17 protein-coding genes are annotated in these 19,855 nt (G+C 56.6%); 8 read left to right on the top strand and 9 right to left on the bottom strand.

Annotated features, from left to right (window positions below; genetic code table 11):
* The first annotated feature begins 85 nt into the window (after positions 1-85).
* From cysM to LG301_RS09080, 8 genes are all read left to right on the top strand, one after another.
* Entirely contained in the window at positions 86-982 is an 897-nt protein-coding gene (gene cysM / locus LG301_RS09115) for a cysteine synthase CysM (protein ID WP_263069622.1), read from the top strand.
* Entirely contained in the window at positions 983-2,419 is a 1,437-nt protein-coding gene (gene rlmD, locus LG301_RS09110; RefSeq protein ID WP_404470767.1) for a 23S rRNA (uracil(1939)-C(5))-methyltransferase RlmD, read from the top strand.
* A 68-nt stretch (positions 2,420-2,487) separates the two neighbouring features.
* On the top strand, positions 2,488-4,764 hold the full coding sequence (gene relA / locus LG301_RS09105) for a GTP diphosphokinase (protein WP_404470766.1): 2,277 nt from the start codon (positions 2,488-2,490) through the stop codon (positions 4,762-4,764).
* Positions 4,764-5,591, top strand: coding sequence for a nucleoside triphosphate pyrophosphohydrolase (gene mazG, locus LG301_RS09100; protein WP_404470765.1), 828 nt, complete (start codon positions 4,764-4,766; stop codon positions 5,589-5,591). The genes relA and mazG overlap by 1 nt, the downstream gene beginning before the upstream one ends.
* A 42-nt stretch (positions 5,592-5,633) precedes the next feature.
* On the top strand, positions 5,634-8,282 hold the full coding sequence (ppc, locus tag LG301_RS09095) for a phosphoenolpyruvate carboxylase (protein ID WP_404470764.1): 2,649 nt from the start codon (positions 5,634-5,636) through the stop codon (positions 8,280-8,282).
* A 76-nt stretch (positions 8,283-8,358) separates the two neighbouring features.
* The gene (locus LG301_RS09090; protein ID WP_404470763.1) at positions 8,359-8,904 is read left to right on the top strand and encodes a DUF924 family protein; all 546 of its coding nucleotides are present in this window, start codon (positions 8,359-8,361) and stop codon (positions 8,902-8,904) included.
* Between the two features lie 26 nt (positions 8,905-8,930).
* Complete coding sequence (rluF, locus tag LG301_RS09085) at positions 8,931-9,965, top strand: 23S rRNA pseudouridine(2604) synthase RluF (protein WP_404470762.1); 1,035 nt, start codon at positions 8,931-8,933, stop codon at positions 9,963-9,965.
* Between the two features lie 23 nt (positions 9,966-9,988).
* A complete protein-coding gene (locus LG301_RS09080) occupies positions 9,989-10,276 on the top strand; it encodes a DUF1294 domain-containing protein (RefSeq protein WP_404470761.1) in 288 nt (95 codons plus the stop codon).
* Here LG301_RS09080 and LG301_RS09075 read toward each other — a convergent pair.
* From LG301_RS09075 to LG301_RS09035, 9 genes are all read right to left on the bottom strand, one after another.
* Positions 10,260-10,934: an anthranilate synthase component II gene (locus LG301_RS09075; protein ID WP_404470759.1), complete on the bottom strand. Its 675-nt coding sequence runs from the start codon at positions 10,932-10,934 to the stop codon at positions 10,260-10,262. The genes LG301_RS09080 and LG301_RS09075 overlap by 17 nt on opposite strands.
* A complete protein-coding gene (locus tag LG301_RS09070; RefSeq protein ID WP_404470758.1) occupies positions 10,931-12,352 on the bottom strand; it encodes an anthranilate synthase component I family protein in 1,422 nt (473 codons plus the stop codon). The genes LG301_RS09075 and LG301_RS09070 overlap by 4 nt, the downstream gene beginning before the upstream one ends.
* Positions 12,349-12,627, bottom strand: a complete 279-nt coding sequence (locus tag LG301_RS09065; protein WP_263068451.1) for a trp operon repressor — start codon at positions 12,625-12,627, stop codon at positions 12,349-12,351. Before LG301_RS09065 ends, LG301_RS09070 begins: the two co-directional genes overlap by 4 nt.
* 128 nt (positions 12,628-12,755) lie before the next feature.
* Positions 12,756-13,325 (bottom strand): hypothetical protein, encoded by a 570-nt coding sequence (locus LG301_RS09060; RefSeq protein WP_404470757.1) that lies wholly within the window; start codon positions 13,323-13,325, stop codon positions 12,756-12,758.
* Between the two features lie 43 nt (positions 13,326-13,368).
* Complete coding sequence (locus LG301_RS09055) at positions 13,369-14,193, bottom strand: methyltransferase domain-containing protein (protein WP_404470756.1); 825 nt, start codon at positions 14,191-14,193, stop codon at positions 13,369-13,371.
* Between the two features lie 76 nt (positions 14,194-14,269).
* Positions 14,270-15,973: an AMP-binding protein gene (locus LG301_RS09050; protein WP_404470755.1), complete on the bottom strand. Its 1,704-nt coding sequence runs from the start codon at positions 15,971-15,973 to the stop codon at positions 14,270-14,272.
* 70 nt (positions 15,974-16,043) lie between these two features.
* The gene (locus tag LG301_RS09045; protein ID WP_404470754.1) at positions 16,044-16,952 is read right to left on the bottom strand and encodes a hydroxymethylglutaryl-CoA lyase; all 909 of its coding nucleotides are present in this window, start codon (positions 16,950-16,952) and stop codon (positions 16,044-16,046) included.
* A 10-nt stretch (positions 16,953-16,962) separates the two neighbouring features.
* Complete coding sequence (locus LG301_RS09040) at positions 16,963-19,014, bottom strand: acetyl/propionyl/methylcrotonyl-CoA carboxylase subunit alpha (protein ID WP_404470753.1); 2,052 nt, start codon at positions 19,012-19,014, stop codon at positions 16,963-16,965.
* Positions 19,011-19,844 (bottom strand): enoyl-CoA hydratase/isomerase family protein, encoded by an 834-nt coding sequence (locus LG301_RS09035; RefSeq protein WP_404470752.1) that lies wholly within the window; start codon positions 19,842-19,844, stop codon positions 19,011-19,013. Before LG301_RS09035 ends, LG301_RS09040 begins: the two co-directional genes overlap by 4 nt.
* Between the last annotated feature and the right edge of the window lie 11 nt (positions 19,845-19,855).

Raw genomic sequence — 19,855 nt, 5'->3', positions numbered from 1 at the left:
AGCTCGTTGATTCAATGAGGTTACCTGTCCAGTCACAGACAGCACCGATATAATGCAGCATAACGGTTACGATAAGGAACGTATGATGAATTATCCCACGTTAGAAGATGTGGTTGGCAACACGCCACTTGTGCGCCTAAAGCGCATTACCGCTGGCCGCAACAATACGCTGCTCGCGAAGCTGGAAGGTAATAACCCTGCAGGCTCGGTTAAAGACCGCCCAGCGCTTTCGATGCTAAGTGAAGCCGAAGCACGTGGGGAAATTACACCGGGCGATACGTTAATTGAGGCAACCTCGGGTAATACAGGCATAGCGCTGGCCATGGCCGCCGCCATCAAGGGGTATAACATGACCCTCATCATGCCTGAAAATGCCTCAGCCGAGCGTAAGCAGGCCATGGCGGCTTATGGGGCTAAGCTGATCTCCGCCAGTAGAGAAGGCGGAATGGAAGAGGCGCGTGATATCGCCGATGCAATGATCGCCAGAGGCGAAGGCAAGCCGCTTAATCAGTTTGCCAACCCGGATAACCCGCTCGCTCACTATCGGACGACGGGGCCTGAAGTGTGGCGCCAAACCGGCGGTGAGGTGACGCACTTTGTCAGCTCCATGGGCACCACTGGAACGATTATGGGAGTGTCGCGCTACCTTAAAGAGCAGAACAACGCGATTCAGATCGTAGGCCTGCAGCCCGCTGACGGTGCCAGCATCCCCGGTATTCGCCGCTGGCCACAGGAGTATTTGCCCGCGATTTTTGAAGCGCCCCGCGTCGACGTCACGCTAGACATCGGCCAGCAAGAAGCCGAAGCGCACATGCGCCGTTTAGCCCGTGAAGAGGGGATTCTGGCCGGTGTTTCATCTGGCGGTTGCTTGGCGGGTGCGCTGCGCATTGCGGAACAAACGGAAAATGCCGTTATTGTGTTTATTGTTTGCGACCGTGGCGACCGTTATCTCTCAACAGGCCTGTTTGCCCCGGAGGTATAGATGGCAATGTTGGGAAAACGGCGGCCACCGCGTCCCGCCTCAGGGCACTCAGGCCTAGCGCGAAGCCCTGGCGCTAAAGCGCCGCCTTCAGAGAGTGCGGCGAAAAGTGATGGTGCTGCGCCGCTGGTCATTGAACGCTTAGCTCATGACGGGCGGGGTGTTGCCCATAACGCTGCGGGCAAAACCGTGTTTGTCAGCCAAGCGCTGCCCGGCGAACAGGTCGTGGTAGGAGTGCACGTAACGCGCAAGCGCTTCGATGAAGCGCATATCAAAATGCAGCTCACCACATCCTCACAACGAGTGACTCCGCCATGCCCCCATTTTGGACAGTGCGGGGGCTGCGATTTACAGCACCTTGATATCACTGCGCAGCGCGCCCACAAGCGTGAAGTATTAACAGAGCTAATGGCTCGGCAGGGTATTACGCTCGACGCTGTCGCTGCGATTAACGGTAGCCGTGAAGGCTATCGGCGGCGAGCGCGATTAGGGGTTAAGGTCGACGGTAGTGGCAACGTGCTGCTTGGTTTTCGTGCGCCACACAGCCATCGACTGGTAGATATCCAGCAGTGCCATGTATTGGTGCCGCAGTTGCAGTCGTTAATCGCCCCTTTACGGCAACTGCTCGCTACGTTGGAAGCGCCACGTCTGGTGGGGCATATTGAACTTGTCGCCACCGAGAATGAAACGCTGATCTTGGTTCGACAATTAAAGGAGCACACCCAAGATAACAGCCGTTGGCGGCGCTTTGCAGACCAGCAGCGGGTGCGTTTGGGTGCATGGGTAGGGCGTGACGCCCCAACCCTGCACTGGGTCGGTGCAGCGCCGCAATTGGTGGATTCGCTAACCCTCGCAGGGTGGGGTAATGACCGAGGCGTGACGCAGTCAGAAGCGGTTCTAAATTTACACTTTTCGCCCGGTGATTTTCTGCAGGTAAACGCGGAGGTCAACCAAAAGATGGTTGCCCAGGTGGTGGCATGGCTAGCGCCTAAAAAGGGTCAGCCAGTGGTTGATCTGTTTGCCGGGATAGGCAACTTTAGCCTTCCCTTGGCAGCGGCAGGTGCCAGGGTTTATGCCGTCGAGGGCAATCCAGCGATGGTCGAGCGTATTATGGCCAATGCTGACTATAATCAGCTGACCGTCGGTGCGCAGCGGGCAGATTTAAACGATGCTGCAACCGTAAACGTCTTGTTAAGCGAGCAGCCGATAGAAGCACTGGTGCTTGACCCGCCCCGAAACGGGGCAGAGGTTATTTGCCAAGCCGTGGGCCGCCACAAGATTCCCAAGATCGCCTATATTTCTTGTGATCCGGCAACGCTTGCCCGAGATGCGGCACATCTTGTGCATGCAGGTTACCGTATCAAGCAAGTAGCAGTAGCCGATATGTTCCTGCACACTGCACATATGGAAACGCTGATGCTGTTTGAATACGAGGGCTAGGTTGCCCATTGCATCAAGCCTCGGTGGCTGCTCGGCGAAGGCCGTCACCCAGAAAGGATGATATTGCCATGGTGAAAGTGCGTGAAGACCAACCGCTCACTCGAAGTGGAAAAGTGGACATACAACAATGGTTATCGCGCCTGCAAGAGGATGTGCGTCTACGTGAACCTGAGCGGCTACTGCAGGCCTGTGAACTGGCCGAGCAGCTAGAGCAAGAGGCCCCCAACACACACCGTGTGTGGCTTTCGCCAGGTTCCAGTTTTCGTATGGGTCTTGAGATGGCCGACATACTGGCCGAGCTTAAGCTTGATCAGTCGACCCTTGAAGCGGCTGTGCTGTATCGCGCGGTACGCGAAGGGCTGCTTAGCCTAGAGGCGGTGACCAAGCGGTTTGGCGATGAAGTCGCTAATCTTATTGATGGCGTGTTGCAAATGGCTGCCATCAGCTATCCACTAGCGCCGAACCACGGCATGAGCCAGCATAATCAGCAGGAAAACCTGCGCAAGATGCTGGTGAATATGGTGGGCGACGTACGCGTTGCGCTGATCAAAATTGCCGAACGCACCTGCGCACTGCGCCAAGTTAAAGACGCCCCCCGCGAGAAATGCCTGCAAGTCGCCCGTGAAGTGGCCGATATCTACGCACCGCTTGCCCACCGTCTCGGGATAGGCCAGATCAAATGGGAGCTGGAAGACCTCTCATTTCGCTACCTCCATGAAGATGACTACAAAGCGATTGCCAAGCTTCTGGCCGAAAAGCGCCTCGATCGCGACCGCTATATTCATGATGTGGTGGAAACCCTTAAAAGCTTGATGGAAGCGCAAAATATCCTGCGTTACGACGTGAGCGGCCGGGCCAAGCACATCTACTCCATCTGGCGCAAAATGAAGCGCAAACGGATCGACTTTTCCCAGGTTCACGACGTACGTGCGGTACGCATTCTGGTACCAGAAGTCACCGACTGCTACACCGTGCTGGGGATTGTCCACTCGTGCTGGCACCACGTGCCCAATGAGTTTGATGACTATATTGCCAACCCGAAAAAAAATGGCTATCAGTCACTGCATACCGCCGTCATGGGGCCAGATAATAAAGTTATCGAGATTCAGATTCGCACCTTTGCGATGCACGATGAAGCAGAGCTGGGCGTGTGCGCCCACTGGCGATATAAAGGCCACGACACTAACGCGAAAAGCCGCAGCTACGAAGAGAAAATCGCCTGGCTGCGACAAGTGCTGGAGTGGCAGGACGAAGTCGGCGGTTTTGGCGATCTGCGCGAGGGACTTTCCAGCGATGTCGCACCGGACCGCATTTATGTATTTACCCCCGATGGCCACGTCATTGACCTGCCACGCATTGCGACACCGATCGATTTTGCCTACCGGGTGCACACGGAAATTGGCCACCGCTGCCGGGGCGCAAAGGTTAACGGGCGTATCGTACCGCTGACCTACAAACTTAAAACCGGCCAGCAAATCGAAATTTTGACGGCGACGAAGGGTGGCCCAAGCCGTGACTGGCTGAACCCCAGTTTAGGCTATGTGCGCACGTCCCGAGCGCGGGCTAAAATTCAAGCATGGTTTAAATACCAAGCTCGCGATCAGAACCTTGAGGAAGGGCGCGCCCTTTTCGAGCGCGAAATGCGCCGTCTGGATGTCGAGGGGTTAGACCTTGTACAGCTAGCCAAAGCGGTAAACTACCAAACGGCTGATGACATGTATGCAGCGCTTGGAGCCGGTGACCTGCGCATTGGGCAAGTACTTCATCAGGCGCAGCAGCTGTTTGGCGAAACTGACGACCAAGAGCAGCTTGACCGTTTACTGGCTAAGCCGCGCCGACAGCCCAGCAAAGCCACCCAAAGCGATATCACCGTACTAGGCGTCGGCAATTTAAAAACCAGCATGGCGAACTGCTGTCGCCCCGTGCCCGGCGAGCCAATTGTTGGCTTTATTACCCAAGGCCGTGGTGTCACCGTGCATCGCCAGGATTGTGCCAATATTCTTCAATTGCGCATGGATGAGCCCCAGCGCATTATCGAAGTAGAGTGGGGGGAGCGCGCCCACACCCGCTATCCGGTAACGATTGAAATTCAGGCCTGGGACCGTTCAGGGCTGCTTCGCGATGTAACCGGGCTGCTTGGCAATGAAAAGGTGAATGTACTGGCGGTGAATACCCTCACGGATACGGATGAGGGCATTGCCAGGCTGCGTATCACCTTGGAAGTGGACGGTCTTGAGTCGCTAGGCCGGCTTTTCTCGCGGCTTCAGCAGCTACCCAACGTGACAGAAGTCCGCCGATTGCGTAACGCCGACCCTGAAAAAAGTGCCCGTAAAGGAGGGGCCTAATGCGCCACAATCTGGACGATTTGCTCACCTTGATGGCCGTTCTACGCGACGGCGATCAGGGCTGCCCGTGGGATATTAAGCAGGATTGGGACAGTATTGTCCCCCATACCTTGGAAGAGGCCTACGAAGTAGCCGATGCCATTGAGCGCCGCGCCTTTGATGAACTCCCCGGCGAGCTAGGAGATCTATTGTTCCAGGTCGTTTACTACGCCCAGTTTGGCGCCGAGGAGCAGCGTTTCGACTTCCACGATATCGTTGATACGCTGACTGCCAAAATGCTGCGCCGTCATCCGCATGTGTTCCCAGACGGCACGCTGGCGTCCCGCCGCCCGCCGGGTGTTAGTGCCGATGATGTCAAAACCCAGCAGGTGAATAGCCGCTGGGAGGCGCTAAAGGCTGGCGAGCGCGCTGAGCGAGCCACCGAAGCGCCCTCTGTGCTAGATGATGTGCCCCGCACGCTGCCTGCGCTGAGCCGCGCGGCCAAGCTGTCTAAACGCGCTGCCCGCGTTGGTTTCGACTGGCCTGATGCTAGCGGCGTGCTGGCCAAAATTCGCGAAGAATTAGAGGAAGTTGAAGACGCGCTCGCAGCAGGCGATAAACAGCATGCCCAACAAGAGGTCGGCGACTTGTTGTTCGCGGTCACCAACCTAGCGCGCACGCTGGGCGCCGATCCAGAGCAGTGTCTGCGCAGTACCAACAGTAAGTTTGAGCGCCGCTTTCGCTACGTAGAAAGCGCGCTTGCCAAGGCTGAGCACTCGCTAAATGCAGCCTCGTTAGATGAGATGGAACATCACTGGCAAGCCGCCAAAGCCCAAGAACAGCGCTAACGTCACCACCTATCAACGCGACCCCGCAAGGAGGCCACGCCAATGAGTCATGATCTACACGAATCGCTACGCGATAACGTGCGTATTCTGGGCGACAGCTTAGGACGCACGATTGCCGATGATTTAGGCCAATCGTTTGTCGATAAGATTGAAACCATTCGTGCCCATGCCAAGCGGGGGCGCCAAAGCGACTCGCTCCAGCAGCGGCAGTTGATTGAGTACTTACGCCAGCTGCCAGAGCGGGACCTGCTGCCGGTCACCCGCGCGTTCAACCAGTTTTTGAATTTGGCGAATATTGCCGAGCAGCACTATCGGGCGCGATTTCGGCGTGTAGAGGATTATAAGCCCGGAACGCAGCCGGTATTAGGCGAGCTGTTAAACCGCGCTCAGCAGGCGGGTAATTCGCCCCGCAAGCTGGTCGAAACCCTCGCTAACATGCGCGTAGAGCTGGTGCTAACAGCACACCCAACGGAAGTTATTCGCCGCACGTTAATTCAAAAATACGATGCCATTGATGAGTGCTTAACCGCCATTGAAAGCTCGGAGGATTATCCCGAGCGCGGTGCCCGCGCCCAAGGGCGTTTGGAAGAGCTGATCAGCCAGGCCTGGCACACGGATGAGATTCGCCACGAACGGCCAACGCCGGTAGACGAAGCCAAATGGGGCTTTGCGGTGATTGAAAACTCCTTGTGGCAAGCGGTGCCGGACTTCCACCGTGATCTGGATAATCTCCTGCTGGATACCGCAGGGGAGCGTTTGCCGTTGGATGCCGCACCCATTCGCTACGCCTCCTGGATGGGCGGTGACCGCGACGGCAATCCAAATGTGACCGCGAAGGTCACTCGCGAAGTATTGCTGCTAGGTCGCTGGATGGCGGCTGACCTCTACCTACGCGACTTGGAGCAGTTGAAAACCGAACTCTCTATGTGGAAGGCCAATAGCGCGTTGAAGGCGGAGGCAGGCGACGTAGCAGAACCCTATCGCGAGGTGCTAAAACGCCTGCTGGCGCGAATGGAGGCAACGCGTGACTGGGCCAAAGCAGAGCTGGATGGGCGCAACTATGAAGGTGGACCGATTATCGAAACCCGCGACCAGCTCTACTCCCCCCTATTAGCCTGCTACCGCTCGCTGTGCGATGTTGGCCTGGATACCATTGCTAACGGCGCGCTGCTGGATACCCTGCGCCGCGTCGCAGTGTTTGGTGTCACACTGACCAAACTTGACCTGCGCCAAGAGGCAAGCCGCCATGCTCAGGTCATCGAAGAGCTGACCAGTGCGCTGGGCCTTGGCCACTACCGTGAATGGGATGAAGCTAAACGCCAAGCCTTTCTACTTGATGAACTCGCCTCTCGGCGGCCGCTCATTCCACGCCGCTGGGAGTGCTCTGCAGAGTCCCGTGAGGTGCTCGATACCTTTAAGGTCATTGCGCAAGAGCAGTCAGAGGCGCTGGGTACGTACATTATCTCCATGGCGGCAGAGCCTTCTGACGTGCTCACCGTTGCGCTGCTGATGAAAGAGGTCGGGGGGCAAGTAACACTTCCCATTGCGCCGCTGTTTGAAACGCTTAACGATTTGAATCATGCGGGTGATGTAATTGACCAGCTGCTGGCGATACCGGGCTACCGCGCGCTGATTGATGATCGCCAGGAAGTCATGATCGGGTACTCCGACTCAGCCAAGGATGCCGGACAGCTTGCCGCTGCCTGGGCACAGTACCGCGCCCAGGAAGCGTTGGTGAATGTGTGTGAGAAGCATGGCGTTGATCTGACGCTGTTCCATGGCCGTGGCGGCACCGTTGGTCGTGGTGGTGGTCCTGCTCATGCGGCGATTCTCTCCCAACCCCCAGGCTCGGTAAACGGTAGTCTGCGGGTGACTGAACAGGGCGAGATGATTCGCTTTAAGTTCGGCCAGCCCGATATTGCCCTGCGCTCCATGGAAATCTATGCCTGTGCGGTGCTAGAAGCCACGCTACTTCCGCCCCGCACGCCAGAACCGCATTGGCGAGAAGAGATGGATCAGTTGGCGAACGTTGCCCATGCCGCTTATGTGGGCGTGGTGCGTGAAGATCCAGATTTTGTGCCTTACTTCCGTGCCGTTACCCCGGAAGGCGCGCTAGGCAGGCTGCCGCTAGGCTCACGGCCCACCAAGCGCCGTCAGGATGGCGGTGTGGAAACCCTGCGAGCGATACCGTGGATTTTTGCTTGGACACAGATTCGCTTAATGCTGCCCGCATGGCTGGGCAGCGGAGAAGCGTTTTCGCGGCGGCTAGAGCAGCCGGGTGGGCGCGAGGTGCTACAAGAAATGCGCAATGAGTGGCCCTTCTTTGGCACCTACCTGGACATGCTTGAGATGCTATTGGCCAAGGCTGATGTAGCGATTGCCGCTTACTACGAGCACCGGCTTGTCGATGAGCCGTCGCTAAAAGCCCTGGGTAAAAAGCTGCGTGATCGCTTTGAGAAGCTTGAAGAGGCTGTGCTCGATATTCTGCAGCAGGAGAAGCTGCTGGAAAATACGCCGCTTATCCGTCAAGCGATTGATGTGCGCAACCCCTACATCGATCCGCTGCACGGCCTACAGGCCGAGCTTTTGCAGCGTAATCGCGATGCCGATGGGGCCATCAGCGCTGACCTTTCCCGTGCATTGATGGTTACCATGGCAGGCATTGCGGCCGGCTTGCGCAACACAGGCTAAGTTGACGTTTGACTATCAGCGCCGTCACCGCTGGGTGGCGGCGCTTTTCTATATGTCTGTTGCGGAGGGTCGGAGCATGAATGCGCAAGCCCAAGACGTGTTGGCATTTTGGTTTCAGGAGTTGACGCCAGCCCAATGGTTCAAGAAAGACCCCAAGATGGATCAACAAATTGTTGAGCGCTTTAGCAAGGTGGTGAGCAAAGCCGCCGCCTGTGAGTGCTTTGAGTGGCGGCGCTCAGCGCGTGGACGGCTGGCGGAAGTGATCGTACTGGATCAATTCTCGCGCAATATCTACCGCGATGATGCTCGCTCGTTTGCCTGCGACACGCTTGCATTGGCGCTGGCTCAGGAGGCGGTTGCCAGCGGGGCAGATCAGGCGCTCTCGGCGGTGGAGCGCAGTTTTCTCTATATGCCCTATATGCATAGCGAATCACCGGTCATTCATAGCATTGCTCTGCAGCTTTTCGACCAGCCGGGTCTGGAGAGTAATCTAGAGTTCGAGAAACGCCACAAAGCCATTATCGATCGCTTTGGGCGCTATCCGCATCGCAATGCGGTCTTGGGCCGAACCTCGACTCCGGAAGAGGTCGAATTCCTCAAGCAGCCCGGCTCCTCTTTTTAACGTTTATTTAGGCTACATGGCGTTTTATGTCGTTACGAAAATCTACTCGAATTAATAAATACATCAGCGAAAGCGGCCTTTGCTCCCGCCGGGAAGCAGACCGCTATGTTGAGCAGGGCAATGTGTGGATTAACGGCCGTCGGGCCACTACCGGAGATCAGGTCGTGACAGGTGACCGGGTGAAGGTTAACGGTCAGGAGATTGAGCCACAGGAAGAGGAAGATTTAGTACTGATCGCGCTGAACAAGCCGGTGGGGATTGTCAGCACCACGGAGTCTGCAGAAAAAGACAATATCGTCGAGTTTGTGAAGCACGGCACGCGTATTTTTCCCATTGGGCGCCTGGATAAAGATTCTCAAGGGCTGATCTTTTTGACCAACAACGGTGACTTAGTTAATAAGATCCTGCGCGCCAACAATAACCATGAAAAAGAGTACGTGGTCACGGTCAATAAACCGATTACCGATGAGTTTATTGCCGGTATGCAGGGCGGCGTTCCGATTCTGGGGCAGATGACGAAAAAGTGTCATGTCGCCAAAGAGTCGACGTTTGTGTTCACTATTACCCTGGTACAAGGGCTGAATCGGCAAATTCGCCGTATGTGCGAGTACTTTGGTTATGAGGTAACGCAGCTGGTACGCACGCGCATTATGAACGTTTCGCTGAAAGGCTTGGCGCTAGGCGATTGGCGGGATTTAACGCCGAAAGAGATTGATACCATCATTCGCCTGACGGAAGCATCTGACCCCGTACCCGAGAAAAAAAGGCCAGCCAGGCCCAACTATAGCGGTGGCGCTGGCTCAGGGGCTGGGAAAGCCAGAAAGCCTGCTGCTAAACGCGCTGCGGGGGGTACGCCGCCAGGGGCAAAAGCGGCAGGCAAGGCGCGGAAAAACCCCAAGGCAAAAGCGGCTGCACCGGGTAAACCTGCGGGCAGGGCAAAGCCAGCGATTAAAGCCAAGCCCGGTGGTAAACCCAGTGGTAAACCAAGTGGCAAGCCGGCTAAAGTCGCCCGTTCGGGTGGTAAGCCAGGCGCAGGCAAGCCCTCAACACGTCGCAAATAGTGCCCCTAGAAGGATAGAAGCGCATGAGCCAAACGGTGCTACTCATCGTGGCTATTTATGGGATAGCGAGCCTTACGACGTATGCCGTTTATGCCATTGATAAGCGGGCAGCGATTAAAAGACGCCGCCGTGTGAGTGAAAAAACGCTGCACTGGCTGGCGCTGATAGGGGGGTGGCCGGGGGCGTGGTGCGCACAGCAATGGCTGCGGCATAAGACCCAAAAAACGACCTTTCGGTGTATTTTTTGGGTCACGGTCACTCTTAATGTGGTGGCACTGTTCGCATTAGCCGCGTTTACGCCGCTGCGTTAGGGGCAAACAGGAAGTTGGCAATCAGCTCTTTGCCGCCCTCGGTGGCAAACGACTCCGGGTGAAACTGAATGCCGTGAATCGGGTAGTCGCGGTGTTTCACGCCCATCAGCTCAAACTCACCCGCCGCCTGCCAACGGCTGCGTTCAGCAAAGCGGTCGGCGGTGAGTGCACCTACCGTGGCGGTCACCTCCAGGCACTCCGGCAGGGTCGCTGCATCGGCAATCAGTGAGTGGTAGCGCATCACCTCAAGCTGGTCGGGCACGCCGTGAAACACCGAGCGGTTGTCGTGGTGGATGGGGCTGATTTTGCCATGCATTGGCAGCGGCGCTTTGACTACCTTGCCACCAAACACATGCACGATCCCCTGCATCCCTAAGCAAACCCCCAGTAGCGGCGTGGTTTTTCCCAGCTTCTCAATCACCTCGGCACAGACGCCAAAGTAACGCGGGTCATCCGGCGAGCCGGGGCCAGGCGAAATAATAATGCGATCCGGCGCCATGGCTTCAATCGCTTTAAAATCGATCTGGTTATTGCGCTTCACTATGATCTCAAAATGAGGCAGCTCGCCGCGATTCTTCTCCGTGGTCAGAATCTCACCAATAAACTGGTACAGGTTGTAGGTGAAGGAGTCGTAGTTATCGATGATCAGCACCTTCATGCGGGGCTCTCCGTTTCCGTATCCATAAAGGGGGCCAAGGCCTTGCGGGTGCCGGCAAATTTGCGGCGAATTTCCTCGTACTCATCCTCGGCGTTGCTGTCGTACACGTTGCCGCCGCAGGTTTGCACGTAGGCGCGCTCGCCGTTCACAAATACCGTACGAATGGGAATCGCAAAGGTGCAGTCGCCGTTAAACGAGAACTGGCCCACCGCGCCGCCGTAGGGGCCGCGCCCATCGGTTTCTAGGTCGTCGATAATCTTCATCGCTTCGATTTTAGGTGCGCCTGTCAGCGTACCCGCCGGGAAGTTGCTGGCCAGTGCGGTGAACATATCCTCACCTTCATCAATAATCCCAACAATTTCGCTAGAGATATGCTGAACGTGACTGAAGCGCTTGATATCCATCAGGCTGCGTACTTTGACCGTGCCGAACTGAGCCACCCGGCCGATGTCGTTGCGGTGCAGGTCCACAATCATATTGTGCTCGGCGATCTCTTTCGGGTCGTTGAGCAGCGCCCGGGCAAGCTGGGTATCTTCCTGGGGTGTTTGGCCGCGCAGGGTAGTGCCTGCTAACGGGAACGTCTCCATCTCCCCTTGGCGAAGACGGAACAGCAGCTCAGGGCTTGCGCCAATCAGCTTCTGCTCGCCAAATTTGACGTAGTACATCTGCGGCGAGGGGTTGATGGTGCGCAGCTGGTCGTAAAGCGCCAGGGTGTCGCCCTGAATGCGAAAGCGCTTTTTAAAGCCCACTTCGCACTGGAATACTTTGCCGTCGATGATGTCCTGCTTCACCTTGGCGACCGCTTCGGCGTGCTCGGTTTTGCTCATCGTGTCGCCCAGCGCAGTAATGTGCAGTGGGCCTGCGGGTTTGTCCTCGGCGTCGATCAGCGTTTGCAGGAACTCGTAGCGGCTGTTGTCGTAGTAGAAGTAGGTGACTTCGCCGGTCATCTTGTCGAGGATCAGGCCGTCTTTATAGAGCCCAAAACGGAACGTATCGAAGTCGTCACTGGCTTTCAGCGTCAGCGACGGCTCGAAGTACTGCATGGCGTCGTAACCTAAATAGCCGCTTAACCCACCCGCGTACTTGCGCGAGATAATGTTTTGAGGGATCAGGCTGCGCAGCAGCTCGTAGGGGTTGTCGCTGGGGTAGTGGTTGGTATCGCCGTCACGGCTTTCAATGGTCAGCGTGGTGCCATTGGCGTAAAGCGTGTACTCAGGGTCAAAGCCGATGATCGAGTGGCGCGCCATGTGGCTATCTTCGCCCAGCGACTCCAGCATGTAGCAGGTATCAAACCGCCGCTCGATTTTTTGAAACAGGGCAAAGAAGTCGCAGTCCGCCGCCAGGGTAACGTAGTGGGGCTTGCGGGGCAGGGTGAACGGCTGGGGGCCTGCCGCAGCGGCCTTATCAGTGGTGCTCATAAGTGATCATTCCGTGAAGAGGCTAACATCGTCAGCGCGCGTGAACCGCGTGACACGGTCGCAATACCCACGCCGAGGGTTTCGGCAATTTTGCGGTGGGGCACGCCTTCGCGCAGCAGCTTAAAAATCTGTAGGCGTTTGCTGATTTCTTGGTATTCGGCGGGCGTTAACAGGCTAGCAAGCGCCTCGTGCATGGCCTCAGGCGAGTCAATGTTGAGCAAGTGACGCGCCAGTTCGGCTTGAAAATGATCATTTGAGGAAACGTTTGTAAACACTGTTAATCACCAAGCCGTTATTAATGTACTAGCGTACTAGTACATTAACAGCATGGGATAAAAGGTCAATGCCAAAACGATGGCAGCGCTATGTTTTTTTAATGCACGGGAGATTCGGCAAGCGGTTATTAAAAGGGCAGGTGTAGCGATGCGCTCAGCATATTGAGGTGGCTTAGGGTGGGGGCGTCGATACGTTCGTACTCAAGTCGGCTAACTAGCCGGTTAATGGTCATCGTTGCGCCGAAGCCTTGCAGTAAGGCAGTGCCACCGCTGTCGGCCAGGGGTTGGTCGGTTTCTCCACGCCACTCGGTAAAGCCGGATTTCGCGTAGATGCTAAACGCGCCCATTCTAACCCCTGCCACAAGGGCGCCACCTAAGCTGAGGGTATCCATAATGAGGGGGGAAACGCCGTTGGAAATGGGCACTTCTTCACTTTCGCGGTACGCAATTTCAGCACCAATATCCAAACGCGGCAGCCGCTCTGGGCTAAAACCGGCGGTCAGACGAAAACCCGTGGTATAGGTATCTAAACTGTTTAAATCGCTACCTTCCAAAACCAAGCCATTGGCCAGAGTGATGAGTTCGCTTTCGGTGGCGGTATAGGCCATCACGGGGGTGCTGTCGTTAGCAAGGCAGCTCATAAAGGGGAGCGTCGAGCCAAAAGCACTATAGAGAAGGGTGCTTGCCAAGCGGTTCATTGGCGTTCCTCTGTCCTTTGACATAGAAGGTATCTTTACCAGCCTAGCAACGGGCGCTGATTTCTACCACGTTAATTGCGTTATTGGCCAAATTTTCTAGCAGGTTTTTCCCCATCTTCAAAAAGCGCTCGCCAAATACCCACTGAGGAGAGAGCACGGCAGCGTGCGACGTTTGCTCTTTTTGTCGCTGTCGCTGACGCCACTCAAGGGCGGTGCTGCTCCAGTCTTCGCAATGTGAAAGCGTAAATCCCTCTGTCTGAAGTAGCCGGGTTAGCTCAGCGATGGTGAGCAGGTGCGAATGTTGCTGTGTTTCTGCCCAAGGCACCGGTAAGCGGAGGTTGGCAATGTTTTCGCCACTGACCACCTCGTGCATTACGAGCGTTCCGCCCGGGCGAAGTACGTGGCGGCACTGCGCCAGAACGCGGGCAGGGTCAGGCATGTTCATTAAGCTGTGTTGAAACAGGACGGCATCGAATGTGTGTTTTGGAAAGGGCAATGCGCAGGCATCTCCGGTAACACAGCGAAGGGGCGGGTTGGCCGAATGAAGTGATAATTCAGTAAGCGCTTGGTTAAGTACGTTAAAACGGTGGGTAATATCCAACCCGGTAATATGAAACCCCAGCGCTGCCCCTTGGCGCATTAGCCCGCCTAAGCCTGAGCCGATATCCAGCACGTGGGTATGGATGTGCGCATCAAGCAGATTAAGCAGCTTTTTTGACGCGGCAATACCGCCGATATGCAGTTGGTCTAACGGGGCGAGCTGGTGCAGGGTCGCACCGTCAGGGTAGTAAGTACGAATCTGGGTAATAATATCGCCATCCCGCAGACCTTGTTGATAGTGCTCAGCGAGCGGCTGGTGATTGGCCATGTCAGTGTCTCGTGATGTAGATAACGTAAAACGCCGACCGCTGGCCGGCGTTGATTAACAGAGCGCTGGGTAGTGATTATGTTTGATCTTCAAGCCCAAGCTCTTGGATAGAGATTTCGCGCATTTTGAATTTCTGGATTTTTCCCGTCACCGTCATGGGGAATTCATCGACGAATTTGAAGTAGCGCGGGATTTTAAAGTGGGTGATTTTGCCTTTGCAGTATTCACGCAGTTCTTCACCGGTGACGTCGCTTGCGCTGCTGTTGAGCTTCACCCAGGCAATTAACTCTTCGCCATATTTCTTATCCGGCACGCCGGTAACCTGTACTTCGGAGATTGCCGGGTGGGCGTATAGAAACTCCTCAATTTCTTTGGGGTAAACGTTCTCGCCACCGCGAATCACCATATCTTTAATGCGGCCAACAATTTGGATATAGCCCTCTTCGTCCATGGTGGCTAAGTCGCCGGTATGCATCCAGCCCGCCTCATCAATGGCTTCGGCAGTGGCTTTTTCGTTTTTCCAGTACTTGAGCATGACGCTGTAGCCACGGGTACACAGCTCGCCGATTTCGCCGCGGGGCAAAATACCGCCGTTGCCGGGATCGACAATTTTGCTTTCCAGATGGGGCTGGGTGCGGCCGACGGTAGAAACGCGTTTGTCGATGCTGTCGTTAGCGCCGGTTTGGGTAGATACAGGGCTCGTTTCGGTCATGCCGTAGGCGATCTGCACACCTTTCATGTTCATCTTGTCGATGACCTGCTTCATGATTTCAGCAGGGCAGATGGAACCCGCCATGATGCCGGTGCGTAGCGATGAGAAATCGGTGCTGGCAAAGTCCGGATGCTCCAGCTCGGCGATAAACATGGTCGGTACGCCGTACAGCGCGGTAGCTTTTTGCTCGTGTACCGCTTTTAGCACCTTGCCAGGGTCGAAACCCTCATCCGGGTAAATCATCGCCGCGCCGTGGGTCATACAGCCCAGGTTACCCATCACCATGCCGAAGCAGTGGTAGAGGGGTACCGGGATGACCAAACGGTCTTCGCTGGTAAAGCCCATGCTTTCCGCCACAAAAAAGCCATTGTTCAGGATGTTGTGGTGGGAAAGTGTGGCGCCTTTCGGGAAGCCGGTAGTGCCCGAGGTGTACTGGATATTGATCGGGTCATCAAATTGCAGCGTGGCTTGTAAATCGTCGACGTCTGTTTGGCTGACCTTGCTGGCTTCATTAATGAAGTCGGCCCAGCGCCACATGCCGCTATGTTTTTCGCTGCTTAAGTTAATCACGCACTCAAGCTCTGGCAGCGTTTTTGACTGAAGCTGGCCTTCCGCGCTGCTGTTGAGCTCAGGAGCTAGCTCGTAAAGCATGGCGGTGTAGTCGGAAGACTTGAAGCTATGGGCAGTGACTAGAAAACGAGCGCCCGACTGGTTCAGCGCGTACTCCAGCTCATGTGTGCGGTAGGAAGGATTGATGTTGACCAGAATGGCGCCAATTTTAGCGGTGGCAAACTGGGTCAGCGTCCACTCGCTGCAGTTGGGTGCCCAAATGCCCACGCGGTCGCCTTTTTTAACGCCAATCGCCAGGAGGGCGCGGGCGCAACGGTTTACCTCTTCCTGAAGCTGGCGATAGCTCCAGTGGATGCTCTGATGCAGCGCAATCAGCGCGTCGTTATCCGGGTACTGTTCAGCAATTTGGTCAAATTTATCGCCAATGGTCATGCCCAGCAGCGGTTTATCGGCGGTGCTGCTGGTGTAACTGGGTAGGGTAAGAGCAGGTGATGCCATAATGTGTCTCTCCGATGTCTTTTTTTTATCTAAACGGGACGTCAGGCGGTACTTATTTATTATTGGACGGTTATTGGCGGCTAATGCCTTTTGCGAGAGCGACCTTTGCGCTTGGCTTGCGGCCTAACTCGTTGGTAATCCAGTAGCCGGTGTCGATCACCGCCTGAAGGTTGATGCCGGTGTTAATCCCCAGGCCTTCAAGTAAATAGAGTACGTCTTCGGTGGCCACATTGCCGGATGCGCCTTTAGCGTAAGGGCAGCCGCCAAGGCCTGCGGTGGCGGCGTCAATTACGCTGACTCCTTCCTCCAGCACGGCATATAAGTTAGCCAGGGCCATGCCATAGGTGTCGTGGAAGTGGGCGGCCAAGTGCTCAATAGGCACTTGCTGGCGGGTGGCTTCGATCATTCGCTTAGCCGCAAGCGGCGTGCCCACGCCGATGGTATCGCCCAAGGAGATTTCATAGCAGCCCATCTCATAAAGCGCCTTGGCCACCTCGGCCACTTTTTGGGGCGAGATATCGCCTTCATAGGGGCAGCCCAGCACGCAGGAGACATAGCCGCGTACTCGAACGCCTGCCTCATTGGCCCGTGCGAGCACGGGTTCAAAGCGCTCAAGGGATTCAGCAATCGAGCAGTTGATGTTCTTTTGCGAGAACGCTTCGGAGGCGGCGCCAAACACCGCCACTTCTTCAACGCCCGCTGCCAGTGCGCCTTCCAAGCCTTTTAGGTTAGGCGTGAGTGCTGAGTAAACCACGCCGGGTTGGCGAGCAATGCCGTTCATAACGTCGGTGGCATCGCCCATTTGCGGCACCCACTTAGGCGAGACAAAGCTAGCGGCCTCAATATGGGTGAGGCCAGCGTTGGCTAGCCGTTCGATCAGCTCGATCTTGGTAGCGGTGGGCACCAGAGTGCCCGGTTCATTTTGCAGGCCGTCGCGAGGGGCCATTTCAAACAGCTTAATTGACGTTGGCAGTGCCATGGTTCTGTTCCTATTCGCTGGGGGCGAAGTCGAGCAATACATCGCCCTGGCTTACGGTATCGCCGGCCTGGAAATGGAATGACTCGACGCTGCCATCGGCCGGTGCGGTCATGGTGTGTTCCATCTTCATGGCTTCCATCACCATCAGCGGCATGCCTTTCTCAACCGCTGCGCCGGGTTCAACCAGTAGTGCTACCACGGTGCCGTTCATCGGGGCGGTCAGGGTTGATTCCGCCTCATGGTGGCCGTGGTCGATGGCGTCAATGCGGCGCCAGAACAGGCGCGTTTCGCCGCTTGGTTCTGCCATCACCACAACATGCCCATCGCGGCGCGCTTGAAGGCGGCGACGGTGGCCGTTTAGCGTGACGGCAACGGCATCGCCCGTCAGCGATTGGAGGCTAGCGGTGAGCGTTTCATCACCAATGGTGAGGTTCCAAAGCGATTCGCCGCTCTCGCGCTTACCTTCCACAATCACCACCGCTTCGTCGCTGTCCGCCGCCTGAGCACTTGCCGGGTCACACAGCGCAATGCGGATGGTATGCGGGGCATTCAGACGGAAGCCGTCATGACGATCCCAGGGGGAATCACTTTCACACTCTTGCGCCAGCTGGTTTAAACCGATCAACGCAGCGCTGGCGTAGGCTTCAGTAGAGTAGCTGCGCGGGGCAAATAGCGTGGCTTCGTTGCGCTCGATAAAGCGCGTGTCCAGCTCGACATTTTTAAAGCCAGGGTGATTGGCAAGGCGCTGCAGGAACGCGCGATTCGTCACCACACCCTGGACATCCAGCGCGGCTAAAGCGCGGTTCAAGGTGGCAAGCGCAGCGTCACGGTCAGGGCCGTGAACAATCAGCTTGGCCAGCATGGGGTCGTAGTGCATGGAAACGTTGTCGCCACTCTCTACGCCGCTGTCTAAACGCACCTGGTCGCGGTCTAGCCCTGCGCCCTCTAAATCCAGTGCAAAGCGAGTGAGCAGGCCGGTGGCCGGCAGGAAGTCCTGCTCTGGGTCTTCGGCGTAAATCCGCGCTTCAAAGCTGTGGCCCGTGATGGTTAGCTCGTCTTGGGTGCAGGGGAGTGGCTCGCCCATTGCCACGCGCAGCTGCCATTCAACCATGTCCTGGCCGGTGATCATTTCAGTAACGGGGTGCTCAACCTGCAGGCGGGTGTTCATCTCCATGAAGTAGAACGAGCCGTCAATGTCTAACAGAAACTCGACGGTTCCCGCGCCCACGTAACCAATCTCTTTGGCGGCGCGAACGGCGGCATCGCCCATGGCTTGGCGCAGCTCCAACGTCATGCCGGGGGCCGGAGCTTCCTCAATGACTTTTTGATGGCGGCGCTGAACGCTGCAGTCACGCTCGAAGAGGTAAACGCCGTTACCATGGCGATCGCAGAACACCTGGACTTCCACATGGCGGGGCTGCACTAGATACTTCTCAATGAGCATGCGGTCGTCGCCAAAGGCAGCCTTGGACTCCCGGCGGCAGCCGTCGAGTGCTGCTTTGAACCCTTCGCCGCTCTCTACAACGCGCATGCCTTTACCACCGCCACCGGCGCTGGCTTTGAGCATCACGGGGTAGCCGATTTTGTCAGCCTCTAAACGCAGCAGGTCGTCGTCCTGATCATCGCCATGATAGCCCGGTACCAGCGGCACCCCCGCATTCGCCATGCGTGCTTTGGCGGCAGATTTGTCGCCCATGGCGGCAATTGCGGAGGCCGGCGGGCCAACAAAGGTAATGCCTGCCTCTTCAAGGGCTTTTACGAAGCCACCGTTTTCCGATAGAAAGCCGTAGCCGGGGTGAATAGCGCCCGTGCCGGTACGCTTGGCGGCTTCAATAACCGCATCGACATTCAAGTAGCTTTCGCGGGCGGCGGCGGGGCCTAAGCGTACGGCTTCATCAGCTTCGCGCACGTGGCGGGCAGAGGCGTCGGCATCTGAATAGACCGCGACGGTTTTAAGCCCCATGCGGCGGGCGGTGCGCATTACCCGGCAGGCAATTTCGCCGCGGTTGGCCACCAGCAGGGTATCGAATTTATGTGTTTCAGCGTTGTTTTCAAGCGTCATGAGCGTGGCTCCGCAGCGTTGTTCTGTTCTTGAAGGCTGGACGGTTGCGTCCAGGCGGGGCGGCGCTTTTCAAAAAAGCTGGATAAGCCCTCTTGGCCCTCGTGGCTCACCCGTAATTTAGCAATCACCTGGCAGGTGTGCTCCCGGGTGGTATCGCTGTCGGGCGCTTGTGCAACGCTTGCCAGCAGTGCTTTGGTGGCGCGTTGTGCTTGAGGCGAGCCGGCGAGAAGCGTATCCAGCATGGCGTCTACCTCGCCGTCCAACGCTTCGTGCTCTACAACCTTATGGGCTAAGCCGAGTGCCAGCGCCGTTGGCGCATCCATGACTTCTGCCGTTAAGGCGTAGCGGCGCATTTGGCGCTCGCCCAGCGCACGCTGAACGTAAGGGCTGATGACCGCAGGAGAGAGGCCAATTTTGACTTCTGAAAGGCAGAATTTAGCCTTGTCAGAGGCGATCAACACATCGCAGCAGGCCGCTAACCCTACCGCACCGCCAAACGCCGCGCCTTGAACCCGGCAAAGCGTGGGGCAGGGCAGGGTATCCAAGCCGTGCATTAACGCTGACAGCTTGCGGGAGTCAGCGAGATTATCTTCCAGGTCGTAATCGACCATGCGCTTCATCCAGTTCAGGTCAGCGCCTGCGGAGAAGCTTTTTCCCTCAGAGCCAAGTACCACTGCCCGAACATCGCCCGCATTGGCCAGTTGATGCAGTTCTTCAAGGTGCGCGTTTAGCTCGGCGATTAGGCTGTCGTCGAAGGCGTTATGCACCTCTGGGCGGTTTAGTGTCAGGCGCGCGATGCCGTTTTCAATCAGTAGCGTTGAGTAAGCCATAGTGTTCGCCC

Origin of the sequence: Vreelandella venusta (assembly GCF_044809155.1) — a bacterium.
In the GTDB taxonomy this organism is placed as follows: domain Bacteria; phylum Pseudomonadota; class Gammaproteobacteria; order Pseudomonadales; family Halomonadaceae; genus Vreelandella; species Vreelandella venusta_B.
The sequence above is the reverse complement of the archived record's forward strand: the minus strand, read 5'-3'. Positions and strand labels throughout refer to the sequence as shown.

Excerpts from the sequence above, each read along its gene's own strand:
- LG301_RS09040 (WP_404470753.1), bottom strand. The coding sequence starts at position 19,014 with ATGACGCTTGAAAACAACGCTGAAACACATAAATTCGATACCCTGCTG.
- LG301_RS09035 (WP_404470752.1), bottom strand. The coding sequence starts at position 19,844 with ATGGCTTACTCAACGCTACTGATTGAAAACGGCATCGCGCGCCTGACA.
- LG301_RS09045 (WP_404470754.1), bottom strand. The coding sequence starts at position 16,952 with ATGGCACTGCCAACGTCAATTAAGCTGTTTGAAATGGCCCCTCGCGAC.
- rluF (WP_404470762.1), top strand. The coding sequence starts at position 8,931 with ATGTCGTTACGAAAATCTACTCGAATTAATAAATACATCAGCGAAAGC.
- LG301_RS09055 (WP_404470756.1), bottom strand. The coding sequence starts at position 14,193 with ATGGCCAATCACCAGCCGCTCGCTGAGCACTATCAACAAGGTCTGCGG.
- LG301_RS09050 (WP_404470755.1), bottom strand. The coding sequence starts at position 15,973 with ATGGCATCACCTGCTCTTACCCTACCCAGTTACACCAGCAGCACCGCC.
- LG301_RS09080 (WP_404470761.1), top strand. The coding sequence starts at position 9,989 with ATGAGCCAAACGGTGCTACTCATCGTGGCTATTTATGGGATAGCGAGC.
- rlmD (WP_404470767.1), top strand. The coding sequence starts at position 983 with ATGGCAATGTTGGGAAAACGGCGGCCACCGCGTCCCGCCTCAGGGCAC.
- ppc (WP_404470764.1), top strand. The coding sequence starts at position 5,634 with ATGAGTCATGATCTACACGAATCGCTACGCGATAACGTGCGTATTCTG.
- LG301_RS09075 (WP_404470759.1), bottom strand. The coding sequence starts at position 10,934 with ATGAAGGTGCTGATCATCGATAACTACGACTCCTTCACCTACAACCTG.
- LG301_RS09090 (WP_404470763.1), top strand. The coding sequence starts at position 8,359 with ATGAATGCGCAAGCCCAAGACGTGTTGGCATTTTGGTTTCAGGAGTTG.
- LG301_RS09070 (WP_404470758.1), bottom strand. The coding sequence starts at position 12,352 with ATGAGCACCACTGATAAGGCCGCTGCGGCAGGCCCCCAGCCGTTCACC.
- cysM (WP_263069622.1), top strand. The coding sequence starts at position 86 with ATGAATTATCCCACGTTAGAAGATGTGGTTGGCAACACGCCACTTGTG.
- mazG (WP_404470765.1), top strand. The coding sequence starts at position 4,764 with ATGCGCCACAATCTGGACGATTTGCTCACCTTGATGGCCGTTCTACGC.
- relA (WP_404470766.1), top strand. The coding sequence starts at position 2,488 with ATGGTGAAAGTGCGTGAAGACCAACCGCTCACTCGAAGTGGAAAAGTG.
- LG301_RS09060 (WP_404470757.1), bottom strand. The coding sequence starts at position 13,325 with ATGAACCGCTTGGCAAGCACCCTTCTCTATAGTGCTTTTGGCTCGACG.